This is a genomic window from Arthrobacter sp. RT-1 (genome assembly GCF_003367205.1).
In the GTDB taxonomy this organism is placed as follows: Bacteria; Actinomycetota; Actinomycetes; order Actinomycetales; family Micrococcaceae; genus Arthrobacter.
On the sequence record NZ_QRGQ01000044.1, the window covers coordinates 14,978 to 29,367 of the forward strand.

16 protein-coding genes are annotated in these 14,390 nt (G+C 67.2%); 8 read left to right on the forward strand and 8 right to left on the reverse strand.

Going from position 1 to position 14,390, the window contains the following annotated elements:
* The first annotated feature begins 142 nt into the window (after positions 1 to 142).
* The 5 genes from DXK94_RS19825 to DXK94_RS19845 all read left to right on the forward strand — a co-directional run bounded on the left by DXK94_RS19825 (position 143) and on the right by DXK94_RS19845 (position 3,671).
* The gene (locus DXK94_RS19825) at positions 143 to 1,375 is read left to right on the forward strand and encodes a sensor histidine kinase (RefSeq protein WP_115526246.1); all 1,233 of its coding nucleotides are present in this window, start codon (positions 143 to 145) and stop codon (positions 1,373 to 1,375) included.
* Positions 1,372 to 1,998 carry a response regulator transcription factor gene (locus DXK94_RS19830; RefSeq protein ID WP_115526247.1) on the forward strand — a complete coding sequence of 209 codons (627 nt, stop codon included), beginning with the start codon at positions 1,372 to 1,374 and terminating at the stop codon, positions 1,996 to 1,998. The genes DXK94_RS19825 and DXK94_RS19830 overlap by 4 nt, the downstream gene beginning before the upstream one ends.
* Before the next feature lie 132 nt (positions 1,999 to 2,130).
* Positions 2,131 to 2,334 carry a cold-shock protein gene (locus DXK94_RS19835; protein ID WP_013599688.1) on the forward strand — a complete coding sequence of 68 codons (204 nt, stop codon included), beginning with the start codon at positions 2,131 to 2,133 and terminating at the stop codon, positions 2,332 to 2,334.
* A 133-nt stretch (positions 2,335 to 2,467) separates the two neighbouring features.
* Positions 2,468 to 2,818: a hypothetical protein gene (locus DXK94_RS19840; protein WP_115526248.1), complete on the forward strand. Its 351-nt coding sequence runs from the start codon at positions 2,468 to 2,470 to the stop codon at positions 2,816 to 2,818.
* 67 nt (positions 2,819 to 2,885) lie between these two features.
* Positions 2,886 to 3,671: a MerR family transcriptional regulator gene (locus DXK94_RS19845; RefSeq protein WP_115526249.1), complete on the forward strand. Its 786-nt coding sequence runs from the start codon at positions 2,886 to 2,888 to the stop codon at positions 3,669 to 3,671.
* 36 nt (positions 3,672 to 3,707) lie between these two features.
* Here the strand turns inward: DXK94_RS19845 and DXK94_RS19850 are convergent, their stop codons facing one another.
* Both DXK94_RS19850 and DXK94_RS19855 read right to left on the reverse strand, forming a co-directional pair.
* Positions 3,708 to 4,700, reverse strand: a complete 993-nt coding sequence (locus DXK94_RS19850) for an SDR family oxidoreductase (RefSeq protein WP_258868638.1) — start codon at positions 4,698 to 4,700, stop codon at positions 3,708 to 3,710.
* A gap of 152 nt (positions 4,701 to 4,852) precedes the next feature.
* Complete coding sequence (locus DXK94_RS19855) at positions 4,853 to 5,986, reverse strand: acyl-CoA dehydrogenase family protein (RefSeq protein ID WP_115526311.1); 1,134 nt, start codon at positions 5,984 to 5,986, stop codon at positions 4,853 to 4,855.
* A 125-nt stretch (positions 5,987 to 6,111) separates the two neighbouring features.
* On the opposite strand from DXK94_RS19855, the gene DXK94_RS19860 reads away from it, so the two are divergent.
* A complete protein-coding gene (locus tag DXK94_RS19860; protein ID WP_115526251.1) occupies positions 6,112 to 6,618 on the forward strand; it encodes a MarR family winged helix-turn-helix transcriptional regulator in 507 nt (168 codons plus the stop codon).
* 40 nt (positions 6,619 to 6,658) lie between these two features.
* Here the strand turns inward: DXK94_RS19860 and DXK94_RS19865 are convergent, their stop codons facing one another.
* Together DXK94_RS19865 and DXK94_RS19870 are read right to left on the reverse strand one after the other, a co-directional pair.
* Entirely contained in the window at positions 6,659 to 7,312 is a 654-nt protein-coding gene (locus DXK94_RS19865; RefSeq protein WP_115526252.1) for a DedA family protein, read from the reverse strand.
* A gap of 97 nt (positions 7,313 to 7,409) precedes the next feature.
* Complete coding sequence (locus DXK94_RS19870) at positions 7,410 to 7,994, reverse strand: helix-turn-helix domain-containing protein (RefSeq protein ID WP_115526253.1); 585 nt, start codon at positions 7,992 to 7,994, stop codon at positions 7,410 to 7,412.
* Between the two features lie 66 nt (positions 7,995 to 8,060).
* Here DXK94_RS19870 and DXK94_RS19875 point away from each other — a divergent pair, with 66 nt between their 5' ends.
* On the forward strand, positions 8,061 to 9,053 hold the full coding sequence (locus DXK94_RS19875) for an NAD(P)/FAD-dependent oxidoreductase (RefSeq protein ID WP_115526254.1): 993 nt from the start codon (positions 8,061 to 8,063) through the stop codon (positions 9,051 to 9,053).
* Here DXK94_RS19875 and DXK94_RS19880 read toward each other — a convergent pair.
* Genes DXK94_RS19880 through DXK94_RS19895 form a run of 4 tightly spaced genes read right to left on the reverse strand, consistent with a single transcriptional unit; the run spans position 9,040 to position 13,424 of the window.
* The gene (locus DXK94_RS19880) at positions 9,040 to 9,816 is read right to left on the reverse strand and encodes an enoyl-CoA hydratase (RefSeq protein ID WP_115526255.1); all 777 of its coding nucleotides are present in this window, start codon (positions 9,814 to 9,816) and stop codon (positions 9,040 to 9,042) included. The genes DXK94_RS19875 and DXK94_RS19880 overlap by 14 nt on opposite strands.
* Complete coding sequence (gene mmsB, locus DXK94_RS19885; RefSeq protein WP_115526256.1) at positions 9,813 to 10,808, reverse strand: 3-hydroxyisobutyrate dehydrogenase; 996 nt, start codon at positions 10,806 to 10,808, stop codon at positions 9,813 to 9,815. Before mmsB ends, DXK94_RS19880 begins: the two co-directional genes overlap by 4 nt.
* A complete protein-coding gene (locus DXK94_RS19890) occupies positions 10,801 to 11,925 on the reverse strand; it encodes an enoyl-CoA hydratase/isomerase family protein (protein WP_115526257.1) in 1,125 nt (374 codons plus the stop codon). The genes mmsB and DXK94_RS19890 overlap by 8 nt, the downstream gene beginning before the upstream one ends.
* Positions 11,925 to 13,424 (reverse strand): CoA-acylating methylmalonate-semialdehyde dehydrogenase, encoded by a 1,500-nt coding sequence (locus DXK94_RS19895; RefSeq protein WP_115526258.1) that lies wholly within the window; start codon positions 13,422 to 13,424, stop codon positions 11,925 to 11,927. The genes DXK94_RS19890 and DXK94_RS19895 overlap by 1 nt, the downstream gene beginning before the upstream one ends.
* A 158-nt stretch (positions 13,425 to 13,582) precedes the next feature.
* Here DXK94_RS19895 and DXK94_RS19900 point away from each other — a divergent pair, with 158 nt between their 5' ends.
* Positions 13,583 to 14,389 (forward strand): exodeoxyribonuclease III, encoded by an 807-nt coding sequence (locus DXK94_RS19900; RefSeq protein WP_115526259.1) that lies wholly within the window; start codon positions 13,583 to 13,585, stop codon positions 14,387 to 14,389.
* Position 14,390: the final 1 nt, after the last annotated feature.

Below are 14,390 nucleotides of genomic sequence, written 5' to 3' on the forward strand. Positions count from 1 at the left end.
GCGCCGGCGCCTGCCATCGGGCCTTCGTCTGGACACTGCTCCGACCAAAGGCCAGCCGTATCAGCCAAATGGCTGAGAGCCCTGCAACGGCGGGGGCAATAGCATGGGAGGGAGCGTTCCCCACCACAGAACGGGACATCCCATGCCTACCCGAGTTCACGGCGCTGCGCCGGCCGCCGCTGCCGCGTCTGCAGACCCGGTCCCCCGGAACCCAGGCCGCCCCGGGCTGGGCAGCATCGACACCGCGGTGCATCTCGGTTTCGCGGTGCTCCTGGTGGCATCCGTGGTCCGTTATGTCATGCGGCACAGCCCCGCGGACAATCTCCTGATCCTGGGCCTGGCTGCGGCAGCCTCCCTGTTGTACGCCGCGGTGGCCGTGCTCGCCGGCCGCGGCAGGCCCGGGATGGCCTGGATGTTCGCGCTGGTGGCCGTCTGGGCGGTCCTGGTGATCGCGGCACCCAGCTTTGCCTGGTGCTCGTTCGCACTCTTTTTCCTTTGCCGCAGCGCGCTGGCCGGAACCGCTGCGTACGTCGCGGCAGGAACCACGGCGGCCGCCACTGCCGCCGGGCTGTTCAAGATGAGCAGCGGCACCGACCTTGCCATGCTGCTGGGGCCGCTGGCCGTTGGCCTCATGCTGACCCTGGTCTATGACCGCATCCAGCACGACGCCGAGGCACAGCGCCGCCTGCACGCGGAGGTTTCGCGCGCCCAGGGGCAGCTGGCCGCCAGCGAGCGCCGGGCCGGCACCATTGCCGAACGCGAACGGGTTTCCCGGGAAATCCACGACACCGTCACGCAGGGACTGGCGAGCAGTTTGCTCCTGCTGGAGGCTGCAGGACGGGCCTGGCCAAGCGCCGCCGCCCAGGCTGAACTCCGGCAGGCCACCACATTGTTGCGGGGGAACCTGTCCGAAACCCGCAGCCTGGTCCACGAGCTTGCCTCCCCCGGCCTGGACTCCTCGCCCCTGCCGGAGGCGCTTCTCCTTGCCGCCAGGCAGTATGTGCCGGAGGCCCGGCTCCTGGTCACCGGCGAGCCGCGGCCCGTTTCCGCCGACGTCCGCCACGCGCTGCTGCGGGTGGTCCAGAGTGCGGCCTCCAATGTCAGGCTGCATGCCTCCGCCAGTGCCGCCACCGTGACCCTCGGCTTCCTCCCGGAGGCCGTCACGCTGGACATTTACGACGACGGCGCCGGCTTTGATCCGGCGGCGGCAGCACCGCCGTCGGACGCCGGAGGCTACGGCCTGCGGGCGATGCGGCAGCGGGTTGAGCAACTGGGCGGCGTCTTCTCGGTGGAGAGCGCCCCGGGCGAAGGCACCATCGTGGCGGCCCAGCTCCCCGCGCCGGCCGCCCGGCAGGATGCGGAGGACAGCGCATGAACGCCATCACTGTACTGCTGGTGGATGACCACCTGGTGGTGCGCAGCGGCCTCCGTGCCCTGCTGGGGACCCAGCCGGATATCGACGTGGTGGCGGAGGCCTCCTCCGGGGAGGAAGCCCTCGAACAGGTCCAGGAGCATTCTCCGGCCGTTGTGGTCATGGACCTGGCCATGGGCCCGGGAATGGACGGCATCGAGGCGATCCGCCGAATCCGCGGACGCAACGGCCGGCAGGCGATCCTGGTCTTCACCACCTACGACTCGGACGCGGACATTGTGCGGGCAGTGGATGCCGGCGCCATGGGGTACCTGCTGAAGGATGCCGCTCCGGAAGAAATTTTCGCGGCCATCCGCGGCGCCGTCCAGGGCAAAAGCGTGATGAGCCCGCCGGTGGCGTCCCGGCTGTTCCAGCAGTTGCGCAACCCGGACGAGATCCTGACTCCCCGGGAAGCCGAACTGCTCAGCCTCCTCACCGAAGGCCTCAGCAACCGCGAACTGGGCCAGCGCCTTTTCATCTCCGAAGCCACCGTCAAAACCCATCTCGCGCACATCTACGCCAAGCTCGGAGTGGAAACCAGGGCGGCCGCAATTGCGACGGCAATACGCCGCGAAGGCATGCGCTGACCAGGTGAAACCGTGTTTACCCTTGCAAGCAGGCCGCCAGCCCCGTACGTTGGGGACAGCGGGGGACGTTCTCCGCACACTCCGGGGTGAAAACCCGGAGAGAGAATCAGAGTCACATGAAGGAATGCAGCCATGGCAACAGGCACAGTTAAATGGTTCAACGCCGAAAAGGGTTTTGGCTTCATTGCCCCCGATGACGGGTCCGCTGACGTTTTCGCCCACTACTCGGCAATCGCCAGCAGCGGCTACCGCTCACTGGACGAAAACCAGAAGGTCGAATTCGATGTGACCCAGGGCCCCAAGGGCCCGCAGGCAGAGAACATCCGCCCGCTCTAAGACTTGGAAAACTCCGGCGGCTGCCGGAGCTACCATCCAGCGGCTTCTCCAGCACTTGTTGGAGGGGCCGCTGTTTTGCGTCCCGGGCTTTCGTTGCCGACCGCACCGGACGCCTTTTTGGGATACTTGAGGCATGACCGGACAAGGCCAGGACAAGGATCCGTGGGAAGAGTTCGATTCCCTTGGGCCCGCCGCGCGGGACCGGGTTCCCGGGCACCCCGGCGGTGAACCCCAGGGGTTTGGTTTCCGCACGGGGGTCCGCAGCGCCCGGGTTGCCGTCGGTTTCGCCACCTACACCCTTGCCCTGGGCACGGTCCTGGCGCTCACCGGCTGCATTGTCTTCATCTCCCAGGAACAGTGGCTGCTGGTGGGCCTGATGCTCCTGATCGAAGCGGTCTTCATCCTGGCGTTCAGCCGGCTGGTGGCCCAAGCCAGGAACCGCCGGCCCCGGAAGGGTACGCCGCGGAACCGCCCGGCCGGCTGACAGGGCCCGTCCCCCTTTCCGCCGCACCCCTTGACCTTGACGCAGCGTCAACCCGTACGCTCGGATCATGGAAGAAACCGGGACCGGAACAGGAAAGGACTGGTCCATCCAGGACGTGGCCAGGATGGCCGGCACCACCAGCCGGACGCTCCGCCACTATCACGACATCGGGTTGCTGAAGCCGAGCCGGGTGGGCAGCAACGGCTACCGCTACTACGACGGCACTGCCCTGGTGCAGCTGCAGCGGATCCTGCTCCTTCGTGGGCTGGGCCTGGGGCTGCCCGCCATCGCGGAGGTCTTCCACCAGCAGACGGATGCCGTGAAGGCGCTGACCCGCCACCTGGAATGGTTGCGGCAGGAGCAGGACAGGCTGTCCCGGCAAATCCTGTCCGTCCGGCAAACGATCGAAACAGCACAAGAAGGAGGCGAACTTATGGCCGAAAAAATGTTCGACGGCTTCGACCACACGCAGTACAAGGACGAGGTGGAGGAACGCTGGGGCAAGGAAGCCTACGCGAAGAGTGATTCCTGGTGGCGGGGAATGGGCGAGGCGGAGAAGCGGGAGTGGAAGGCCCGCTCCGAACAGCTGGGGAAGGACTGGCTGGCCGCCGCCGGTTCGGGCGCAGCCCCCGAGAGCCCTGAAGCGCAGGACCTCGCCCGGCGGCACGTCGCATGGTTGGAATGCATCCCCGGTACGCCTGCCGCGGAGAACGGCGGGGACACCAAGGGCTACGTCACCGGACTCGCGGACATGTACGTTGCCGACCCCCGTTTTGCCGCCAATTACGGAGGTGAGGAGGGTGCCGGCTTTGTGCGGGATGCCCTGCGCATCTTCGCTGAAAGGAATCTGTAGGAAGCTGGCTGATCTTTCCGGTCCAGGCCGCGCTGACTACCGCAACGGCCTGGCCAGCCGGTTGCCGGCCACTGCGACGGTGCCGGCGAGAGCTGCCGCGACCATGGCCCTGCGCCCGGCAGTCCGCCATCCGCCGCCCCAGCCTCCACGGATGGAGCCCTTCCGCAGTGCCTCCGACGCCTGGTGCAGGTTTCCGGCAGTGACCGGGGTGGACCGCCGCCGGGAAAGCTGGCTCGTGTCCACCTGGCGCGCAGTGGCGGCCTCGACGGCACCGGGGGTAACGCGGTGCTGCAGGACGAGCAGCCGTCCGGTCAGTCCTCCCACGACGGTTTCGCGGCGCGGGTGGGCTACCACCTTGACCACGGCCTTCGCCACCCGCTCCGGGGTATATACGGGAGGCATCGCGGAGGCATGGCGGCCGCTGTAGTTGGCTGCATGCTGGTAGAAGGGCGTATCAATGGTGGCTGGAAGCACGGTGCACACCTTGACCCCTGACACTCCGTCGCGTGCCAGTTCCGAACGCAGGCTGACGCTGAGGGCACGGTTTGCGGCCTTGGAGATGGAATACGCCGCGGAGTAGGGCAACTGGATTTCCCCCACAATCGAGGCAACGTTGACCAGGGTGCCCGATCCCTGGGCAATCTGGCGGGCCAGTGCCGCGCGTGCACCATTGACATAGCCGGAAATATTGATGTCCAGGACGCGCTGGAATTCTTTTGGCGGCACCTCGGACAGCCGGCCGAAGGCACCCACGGCCGCGTTGTTGACCCATACGTCCAGGCGTCCGAACTCCCGGACGGCCCGCGCCGCCAGCTCCTCCACCGCGTCAGGATCAGTGACATCGGTGGGAACCGCAAGGGCCTTGGCGCCGCGCTTCCTGCACTCCCTGGCCACTGTTTCGAGGGCTTTCGCCCCGCGGGCAGCCAACACCAGCCGCGCACCCTTGCCCGCGAAGCGAAGTGCGGCGGCCCGGCCGATGCCGCTTGAAGCGCCGGTAATAACCACCACAGAATCCTTGACCCGCATCATGATTCCTTCCCGCACCCCCACCGAACGTGGAGCCAGAAAACTAAGTAGGCTTACCTCTTCGATGCTAGCGAGGCACGGCCCGCGGGACAACGTTCCGGCCACCCCTTAAGCGTTGTCAGATGAACGCAGGCTGTCAGGTGAAGGCGCCTCTGTCAGGTGAACGCCGAGATGCCGGTGACCGCGCGCCCAACCAGAAGCGAGTTGATCTCGTAGCTGCCTTCGTAGGTGTACAGGATTTCGGCGTCCCCGAACAGCTTGGCCATTTCGTAGTCGCTGCTGATGCCGTTGCCACCCAGCAGCGAGCGGCCCATCGCCACCGAGGAACGGGCGAGGCGGGTGGTGGTGGCTTTTGCCATGGCGGCCTGCGCCATCTCCAGCGTGCCATCCGCCTGGATCCGCGCCAGCTGCACCATAAGCGAGAGCGACGCCGAGGCGTTGCCCAGGATGTCCGCGAGCTGTTGCTGGACCAGCTGGAATCCCGCCAGTGGCCTGCCGAACTGCCGGCGCTCCAGCGCATACTCCCGGGCAACATCGAAGGCCGCCAGCTGGATCCCCGCCGCCTGCCACCCCACCCAGGCACGCGAATCCCGCAGCAGCCCATTGGCTGAAGCAAAGTCGGCGGCCCCCGGGAGGAGGTTGGCAGCCGGAATCCTGACATCCTCCAGCATGATGTCGGCGTTTTGCATGATGCGCAGCCCGATTTTGTTGGAGATCTTGGTGGCCGAGTAGCCGGGACGGTCGGTCTCCACGATGAAGCCCTTGATGGCCTGGTCCGCCTCGTCCCGGGCCCACACCAGCGCGAAGTCGGCGATGGTTCCGGCACCGATCCAGCGTTTTGCCCCGTTAAGGATCCATTCCGACCCTGCCCGCCGGGCGGAAGCCGCCAGGCCCCTGGAGATGTCCGAGCCGTGGCCGGGCTCCGTCAGGGCGAAGGCGCCCAGCTGGGCGAAGCTCCTGAGGCCGGGCAGCCAGCGGCGCCTCTGCTCGTCGGATCCCAGCTGGCTGACCATGCCGACAACAAGCTCGTTATGGATGCCGGCCAGGGCCGAGAGGGATACATCGGCGCGGGCCAGCTCCACGTACATCAGCCCTTTGAACAGGGCCGAGCTGCCGTCCACCTGCAGTGCGCCCAGCCCATGCCTGCCCATGTCCGCCAGCAGGCCGAAGGGAAATTCCTCGCGGTTCCAGTATTCGATGGATGCCTGGCGGACGGACCCCTGGAGGAACTCCCGGATGCGGGCATACCGTTCCCGCTCCGCAGGCGGCAGGAGCTCCACGACGTGCATCAGGTCCGCATCGGGAAACGGCGGCTCGCCGCCACGTCTTTGGGGCTGCACGGGCTTTGGTCCCTTCCCTCGCCAAACCGTTGGATGTCCTAGTATATTCACAGGCTTTTCGGAAAGGGGCTGGCATGGGTACTCCGTTGTCCCGCGATCCCATTGCTGACGCCCGGCGCAACTGGGAAGAGCATGGCTGGCCGGACGTTGCCGCGCCCATGGCCGCCATAACTGCGGTGATGCGCACCCAGCAGATCCTCCTGGCCAGGATCGAAGCAACACTTAAACCGTTCGGCCTCACTTTTGCCCGCTACGAACTCCTGGCGCTGCTGAGCTTCGCGCGGAAGGGCTCGCTGCCCATGAAGAAGGCCAGCGCCCTGCTCCAGGTCCACCCCACCTCCATCACCAACGCCGTGGACCGGCTTGAACGGGCCGGCCTGGTGGCCCGCTCACCACATCCCACGGACGGCCGCACCACTCTCATCGAGCTCACCGGCGAGGGGCGCAGCCTGGCGAAGCGTTCGACGGCGGCCCTGAACAATGAGGTGTTCAGCGATCCAGGGTTCAGTCCCGGCGATGTTGACGAGTTGATCCGGATCCTCGCGGATTTCCGCCGGAACGCGGGCGACTTCGCCGATTGACGGGAGCCTTCACAGGGTCAGGGCCATGCTCAACCAGAGGTCAGCGTCGGGCCTTCGCCCGCTTGACCCGCCTGGCAACGAGCAGGACCACGGTGACCACCAGGGCGGCGTACACCGCGTAGTTGAGGAACCGGGAGTACTGCTCGATCAGCCGGTACTGGGTGCCCAGCAGGTACCCCAGGCCAATCAGGGCGCCGTTCCACAGCCCGCTGCCCGCCAGGGTGTAAAGGCTGAAAGTTCCCAGCGGCATCGACGCGGCACCGGCGGGGAGGGAGATCAGGCTGCGCACCCCCGGAAGGAGCCGGCCGAAGAAAATGGAGGACCTGCCGTGGCGGCGGAACCACCCGGCCGCATGCTCGAAGTCCTCACGGTCCACCAGGGGCAGTTTGGACAGGCCGCGGATGGACCGCTCCAGCCCCAGCTTCGCTCCGAGCCAGTAGAGCAAGAGCGCTCCCAGGTAGGCCCCAAGGGTACTGGTGACAAAAACGAGGAACAGGTTCAGGGACCCCTGCTTGGCAAGGTACCCGGCGAGCGGCAGGATCACCTCGCTGGGGATGGGCGGCACCACGGTTTCAGCGAGGGTGAACGCGCCCACGCCCCATTCGCCCAGGCTGTCGATGGCCCGCGCGGCAACGCCCACCAGTCCGCCCAGCCCGTCAGTCGGGCTTGCGGCCCCCGTCGCTGTAACCAACATCAACTCTCCCCCGATTCCCGCTGCATCGCCTGCGCGACCCCTGCCGGTCTTTTCTACCTTACGGTCCTGAGCGCAAGCTGGCAGCCTGGAAAGCCCCCTACTGTTGCGCGGCCGGTTTGGCCCGCACGTGCATGCGCTCCCCCTGCGTCCCGAACAGGCTCAGGAACTCCACGGCCTTTCCGTCGGCCCTGCCGAACCAATGCGGTACCCGGGTGTCGAACTCGGCGGCTTCCCCAGCGCCGAGGACCAGGTCCTGGGTTCCCAGCACCATGCGCAGCTTTCCATTGAGCACATACAGCCACTCGTAGCCCTCATGCACCTGCGGGTTGGGCTCCTCCAGCGGGCCGGCCGGCAGGATGTGCTTGTAGGCCTGGATGCCGCCAGGCTTCCGGGTCAGCGGAATGATGGTCATGCCCCTCGCCACGATGGGCCTTAGGTGTACGCGGGGGTCGCCCGTGTCCGGCGCGCCCACCAGCTCGTCCAGGGGGACCTGGTGTGCCTTTGCCAGCGGCAGGAGCAATTCCAGGTTTGGCCGGCGCTGGCCGGCTTCGAGCCGGGACAGCGTGCTCACCGAAATTCCGGTTTCCTGTGCCAGCGCGGTCAGCGTGACATTGCGGCTGAGGCGGAGGGCCCGCAGTCGCGGGCCAACAGCCGCCAGCACGTCGTCGAGGTTTTCATCCATCCTCGAATTTTGCCATACCGGCAAATTACTTTGCCAACACATGCGCGCGGGGCACATCATGAATCCATGACTGAAAAGGGAAATATCAAGAGTACGGATTCCATGTATGACGTCGTGATAGTGGGCGGCGGTGCTGCCGGCTTGAGCGCAGCCCAGATGCTGGGCCGTACTCGACGTTCAGTGGCGGTGGTGGACGGCGGCCAGCCACGGAACGCTCCGGCAGGGGGTGTGCATGGCTTTTTGTCCCGTGACGGCATCGACCCGGCAGAGCTGTTGGCCATCGGGCGTGCCGAGGCGGAGCACTACGGTGCCGTGGTTGTGCGGGGTGAGGTAATGGCCACCAGCGGCGATGTGCGCCGGGGCTTCGAGGTGACGCTCGACGACGGGAGGCAGCTTCGCGGCCGGCGCCTCCTGCTCGCCACCGGACTGGTGGATGAGCTGCCGGACATTCCGGGGCTTCAGGAGCGGTGGGGCAAGGACGTGCTGCACTGCCCCTTCTGCCATGGTTGGGAGGTGCAGGACCAGGCCATCGGCATCCTCGGCAACGGCGCGTGGTCGGTGCACCAGGCCCTGCTGTTCCGGCAGTGGAGCAGCAACATCACCCTGTTCCTCAATGACACGACGGATCCCTCGGACGGGGAGCACGAACAGCTGGCCGCCCGCGGGATCAAGGTAGTGGCCGGCGCCGTGGAAGCGGTGAGGGTGGAAAACGATGCCCTGCGCGGGGTGGCGCTGGCGGGCGGACCGGAGGTGGCGGTGGACGCCGTGGTTGTGGGAGCACGGGTCCATTCCCGCCTCGCGGCGTTTTCCGGCCTGGGCCTGTCCGCCACGGCGCACCCGATGGGCATCGGTGACTACCTCGAAACCGACGCCGATGGCGCCACCGCCGTGCCCGGCGTCTGGGCAGCGGGCAACGTCACGGACCTGAGGGCGCAGGTGCTGGCGTCCGCCGCGGCCGCGGCATGGACCGCCGTCGTGATTAACAACCACCTGATGGCTGAAGAACTGAACCGCGACGTCAGCGCCTACCGGGAGTCCCTGGCGCTTACCGGTGCCTAAAGTCCGGCTGGCGCTTTTCCGTGAACGCCGCCATGCCTTCTTTCTGGTCTTCCGTGGCAAAGAGGGAATGGAAGAGCCGGCGCTCGAACAGGACCCCCTGGGCGAGCCCGGTTTCGAAGGCGGCGTTCACTGCTTCCTTGGCCGCCATGGCCACGGGCTTGGACTTGCCCGCGATAACATCGGCGGCTTTGAGCGCCTCGGCCACAACGTCCTCGGCAGGAACAACCCGTGATACCAGGCCGCACCGGTCGGCCTCCTCCGCCCCGATGAACCGGCCGGTCAGGATCAGGTCCATCGCCTTGGCCTTGCCCACGGCCCGGGTCAGCCGCTGGGACCCGCCCATGCCGGGGAGGACGCCCAAGTTGATTTCCGGCTGCCCGAACTTGGCGTTGTCCCCGGCGATGATGAGGTCGCACATCATGGCCAGTTCGCACCCTCCGCCGAGGGCAAACCCGGACACCGCGGCGACAGTGGGGATGCGCAGCCGCGTGAAATCCTCCCACCCCCGGAACCAGTCAGCCGCGTACATGTCCATATAGCCCTGGGACGCCATCTCCTTGATGTCGGCGCCGGCGGCGAACGCCTTGCCTGATCCGGTGATCACCACCGCTCCCACCCCGGGATCGGCATCCATGGCGGTCACGGCCGAAACCAGCTCCTCCATGGTGGCCTTGTTCAGCGCATTCAGCGACTGCGGCCGGTTGAGTGTCACCAGGCCCACCCGGCCCCGCTGCTCCACCAGGATGTTGGCGTACTCCGTCATTCAGGGCTCCCGTCGTCGTGTGCTGTCGTGGCCGGCGCTGCAGGCGTTGCCTGCGCCTTCCCCGGGGCATCCGCGCCCTGGTTTCCGGATTTCTCACGGATATCGGTGATGATCGCGGAGAAGTCCCGGCCGGCGCCGCCTTCCGCGGCAAACGTATCGTAGATTTCGGCGGCGAGGGGGCCCATCCGACCCGCCACCCCGGTGCTGCGGAGTGCGTTGACCGCGAGGTTGAGGTCCTTGGCCATGAGCGCGCCGGCAAACCCCGGCTGGTAGTCCCGGTTGGCCGGACTGCCGGGAACAGGGCCGGGCACCGGGCAGTTGGTGGTCAGGGCCCAGCACTGCCCGGAAGCGGCCGAGGCAACATCGAAGAGGGCCTGGTGGGTCAGGCCCAGCTTTTCGCCGAGCACGAAGGCCTCGCTGACGGCGATCATGGACACACCCAGGATGAGGTTGTTGCAGACTTTGGCCGCCTGGCCTGCCCCGTGTGCCCCGCAGTGCACCACGCGTTTGCCCATCACCTCCAGCAGCGGGCGGACGGTCTCGAAGTCTTCCGTGTCCGCGCCCACCATGAAGGTGAGGGTTCCGGCTTCGGCGCCCACTACGCCGCCGGAGACCGGGGCGTCCACGGAGCGGTGGCCTGCCTCGATAGCCAGACGCGCCGCCTCGCGTGCCTCGTCAACGTTGATGGTGGAGCAGTCCAGGAACAGGGTCCCGGGAGCGGCTGTTGCCAGCAGGCCCGGCTCCCCGGAGGTTCCGCGGTAGGCGTCGAGCACCTGCTGGCCGCTCTGGAACATGGTCAGCACCACGTCAGCACCCCTCAGTGTCTCCGTGGCGCTGCCCGCAACCGGAATTCCCTGGGCCCTGGCCGCTTCGAGGGCAGCCGGGACCACGTCGAACCCGGACACCCCATAGCCTGCCCTGACCAGGTTCGCGGCCATGGGCCCGCCCATGTGCCCCAGGCCCAGGAAGGCCACGGTGTACTTTTCAGACATGGTCCGTCTCCTCTAGTTGCAGTCCCCCGCCTGCACGGAGGTCCAGTTCCCTGCCGTCCAACGGTTCGAAAAAGCGGGCAACGTGTTCCGGAAGCACCTCCCCGAGCGTTGGCGGCGTCCAGCGGGGCGTGCGGTCCTTGTCCACCACCTGCGCGCGGATGCCCTCGCGGAAGTCGGGGCCGGACAGGAACCGCAGGCCAACCCTGTACTCCTGGGCCAATGCCTCGTCCAGCGCCAGTGTCCTGGCCCGCCGCAGGGATTCCAGCGTGACCTTGACCGACGTGGGAGACTTCCCTTCGATGGTGTCAGCGGCGTGTGCCGCGTCCGCCGTGCCTTGTCCGTTCCAGCTGCGGAGCCGCCGGACGATGTCCTCGGCGTCGGCGAAGGCGTAACAGGCGTCGATCCACTCGCGCTGGCCGGCCAGCACCGAGGGCGGAGGTACGGCAGTAAAGCGTCCGACGGCGTCTTCCGCGCTTTCCTTCTCCAGCGCGGCCACGAGTCCGGGCAGCCGCTCAGACGGGACGTAGTGGTCCGCCAGTCCCAGGTGCAGCGCGTCCGGACCGGTCAGGTGCGCCCCGGTCAGGGCGGCGTGGGTTCCCGCTTCCCCCGGTGCGCGGGCCAGCAGGAATGTCCCGCCGACGTCGGGGGCGAAGCCGATGGTGGTTTCTGGCATGCCCGTCCGGGTGCGTTCGGTGACCACGCGGACGGACCCGTGGGCGGAAATTCCCACCCCGCCGCCCAGTACCAGCCCGTCCATGAGCGCTACGTACGGCTTGGGGTACCGCGCAATCAGGGAATTGACCCGGTACTCCGTCTGCCAGAAAGCTGCGGTCCGGGCGCCGCCCTGCGGGATGTCCTCGTAGATCGCCACGATGTCCCCGCCCGCGCAGAGGCCCCGCTCTCCGGCGCCCTGCACCAGGACGGTGGCTACGCCGTCGTCATCGGCCCAGGCGGTCAGCTGCTCCAGGAGCAAGCCCACCATGCCGGCGGTCAGTGCGTTGACTGCCCTGGGCCTGTTGAGGGTGGCCACCGCGAGCCGGCCGCGGCGCTCGAACAGCACGTCGGAACTGCCCGTATCCCCCTGCGCCGTGTCCGCACGGCCGGAGGTGCCGGCCATCAGCTTCCCTCCGGCATCACGAAGCTGGCCCCGTGGCGTATTCCGGACGGCCAGCGCGTGGTGACGGTCTTGGTCTTGGTGTAGAAGCGGAAGGCGTCCGCGCCGTGCTGATTCAGGTCGCCGAAGCCGGAGGCTTTCCAGCCGCCAAAGGTGTAATAGGCGAGGGGTACGGGGATGGGAACGTTGATCCCCACCATGCCCACGTCCACCCGGGTGGCGAAATCGCGGGCGGCATCGCCGTCGCGGGTGAAAATGGCTACGCCGTTGCCGTATGGGTTGTCGGTGCACAGCCGGAGGGCTTCGTCGTAACCGGCCGCCCGGACAACACTGAGGACCGGGCCGAAAATCTCCTCGCGGTAGAGGGCCATGTCCGGGGTGACGTGGTCGAAGAGGGTGGGGCCCACCCAAAAGCCGTCATCATAGCCCGCTACGCGAAGCCCGCGGCCGTCAGCAAGGAGGGTGGCGCCGTCGTCCACACCTGCCCGGATGCAGCCTTCGATCCGTTCCTTGGCGGCGGCCGTCACCACGGGACCGAAGTCCGTGTCCGCCTCCAGGCTGTGGCCCACCTTGAGGGCCTTCACGCGTTCCTGGAGCCTGGCCACCAGCCGGTCAGCGGTGTCCTCGCCCACCGGCACGGCCACGGAGATCGCCATGCAGCGCTCACCCGCGGAGCCGTAGCCGGAGCCAATCAGGGCGTCCGCGGCCTGGTCAAGATCCGCGTCCGGCATGACCACCATGTGGTTCTTGGCCCCGCCGAAACACTGGGCCCGTTTGCCGTGCGCGGCAGCTGTGGCGTAGATGTACTGGGCAATGGGTGTGGACCCCACAAAGCCCACCGCCTTGACCCGGGGGTCCTCGAGCAGCGCGTCCACGGCTTCCTTGTCGCCGTTGACCACGTTGAACACCCCGTCCGGCACGCCCGCCTCGCTGTAGAGTTCCGCCAGCCGGAGCGGCACCGAGGGGTCCCGCTCCGAGGGTTTCAGGATGAACGCGTTGCCTGCGGCCAGGGCCGGACCCGACTTCCACAGCGGAATCATGGCGGGAAAGTTGAAGGGGGTTATGCCTGCCACCACGCCCAGCGGCTGGCGGAGCGAATGGATGTCAATGCCCGCGCCTGCGTCGCTGGAGAACTCACCTTTGAGCAGGTGCGGTGCTCCGGCCGCGAACTCCACCACCTCCAGGCCCCGCTGGATGTCTCCCCTGGAATCGGCGAGGGTCTTTCCGTGTTCAGAGGACAAGAGCCGGGCCAGCTCGTCTATGTTGCGGTTGACCAGGTCCACGAAGGCGAGCAGGATCCTTGCCCGCCGTTGCGGGTTCATGGCTGCCCATTCCGCCTGCGCTTTTCCGGCGGTGGCTACCGCGTTCTGCACCTCATCCCGGTCCGCCAGCGGAACCCGGGCCTGGACGCGTCCGGTGCAGGGATCGAAGACGTCGCCGAAGCGGCCTGAAGTTCCGGGGGTCTGCTGACCGCCGACGTAATGGGAGAGCTCGCGCACCATGGCTGATGCTCCTTCGCATGTGGTCCAGGTCCTCTTTGGTTGCGAATATACTCGGACTTCCTACTAAGTTCCATCAGCCGTTTCCGGCCCTGGAAGCGCCCGCGCAGGCTTCAGCCACGCTTTACCAGGGGTGGTGCCGCCACGGTAAGTTAGGAACTGTGAAGATAGCTACCTGGAATGTGAACTCGCTCCGTGCCCGCGCCGACCGCGTTGAAGCCTGGCTTCAGCGCAGCGATTGCGACGTCCTGGCCATCCAGGAGACCAAGTGCAAGGACGACAACTTTCCATGGGAACTCTTTGAGCGGATGGGCTACGAAGTGGCCCACTTCGGCGTGAACCAGTGGAACGGCGTAGCCATCGCTTCCCGCGTGGGGCTCGAAGACGTGGAGCGTACGTTCCTTGACCAGCCCTCCTTCGGCAAGGCCGGCAAGGACCCCGTGCAGGAAGCCCGGGCCATGGCAGCAACGTGCGCAGGCATCCGGATCTGGAGCCTCTACGTTCCCAACGGACGCTCGCTGGACGACGAACACATGCCGTACAAGCTCAAGTGGCTGGAGAGCCTCAAGACGCACGCGCAGGGACTTGTCACCGAGAACCCCCAGGCCCAGGTTGCGCTGATGGGCGACTGGAACATCGCGCCCTTCGACGACGACGTCTGGGACATCGACCTGTTCGTGAACAACCGGTACACCCACGTCAGCCCGCCGGAGCGTGCCGCATTCCACGCCTTCGAATCCGCCGGCTTCACGGACGTTGTCCGCCCCTACACCCCGGGCCCCGGCGTCTACACATATTGGGACTACACCCAGCTGCGCTTCCCCAAGCGCGAAGGCATGCGGATCGACTTCGTCCTGGCGTCCCCCGCCCTGGCCGGCCGGGTCACCGGCGCCTCGATCGACCGCGAGGAACGCAAGGGCAAGGGCGCCTCGGACCACGCCCCCGTGCTGGTGGAACTGGCGGACTGAT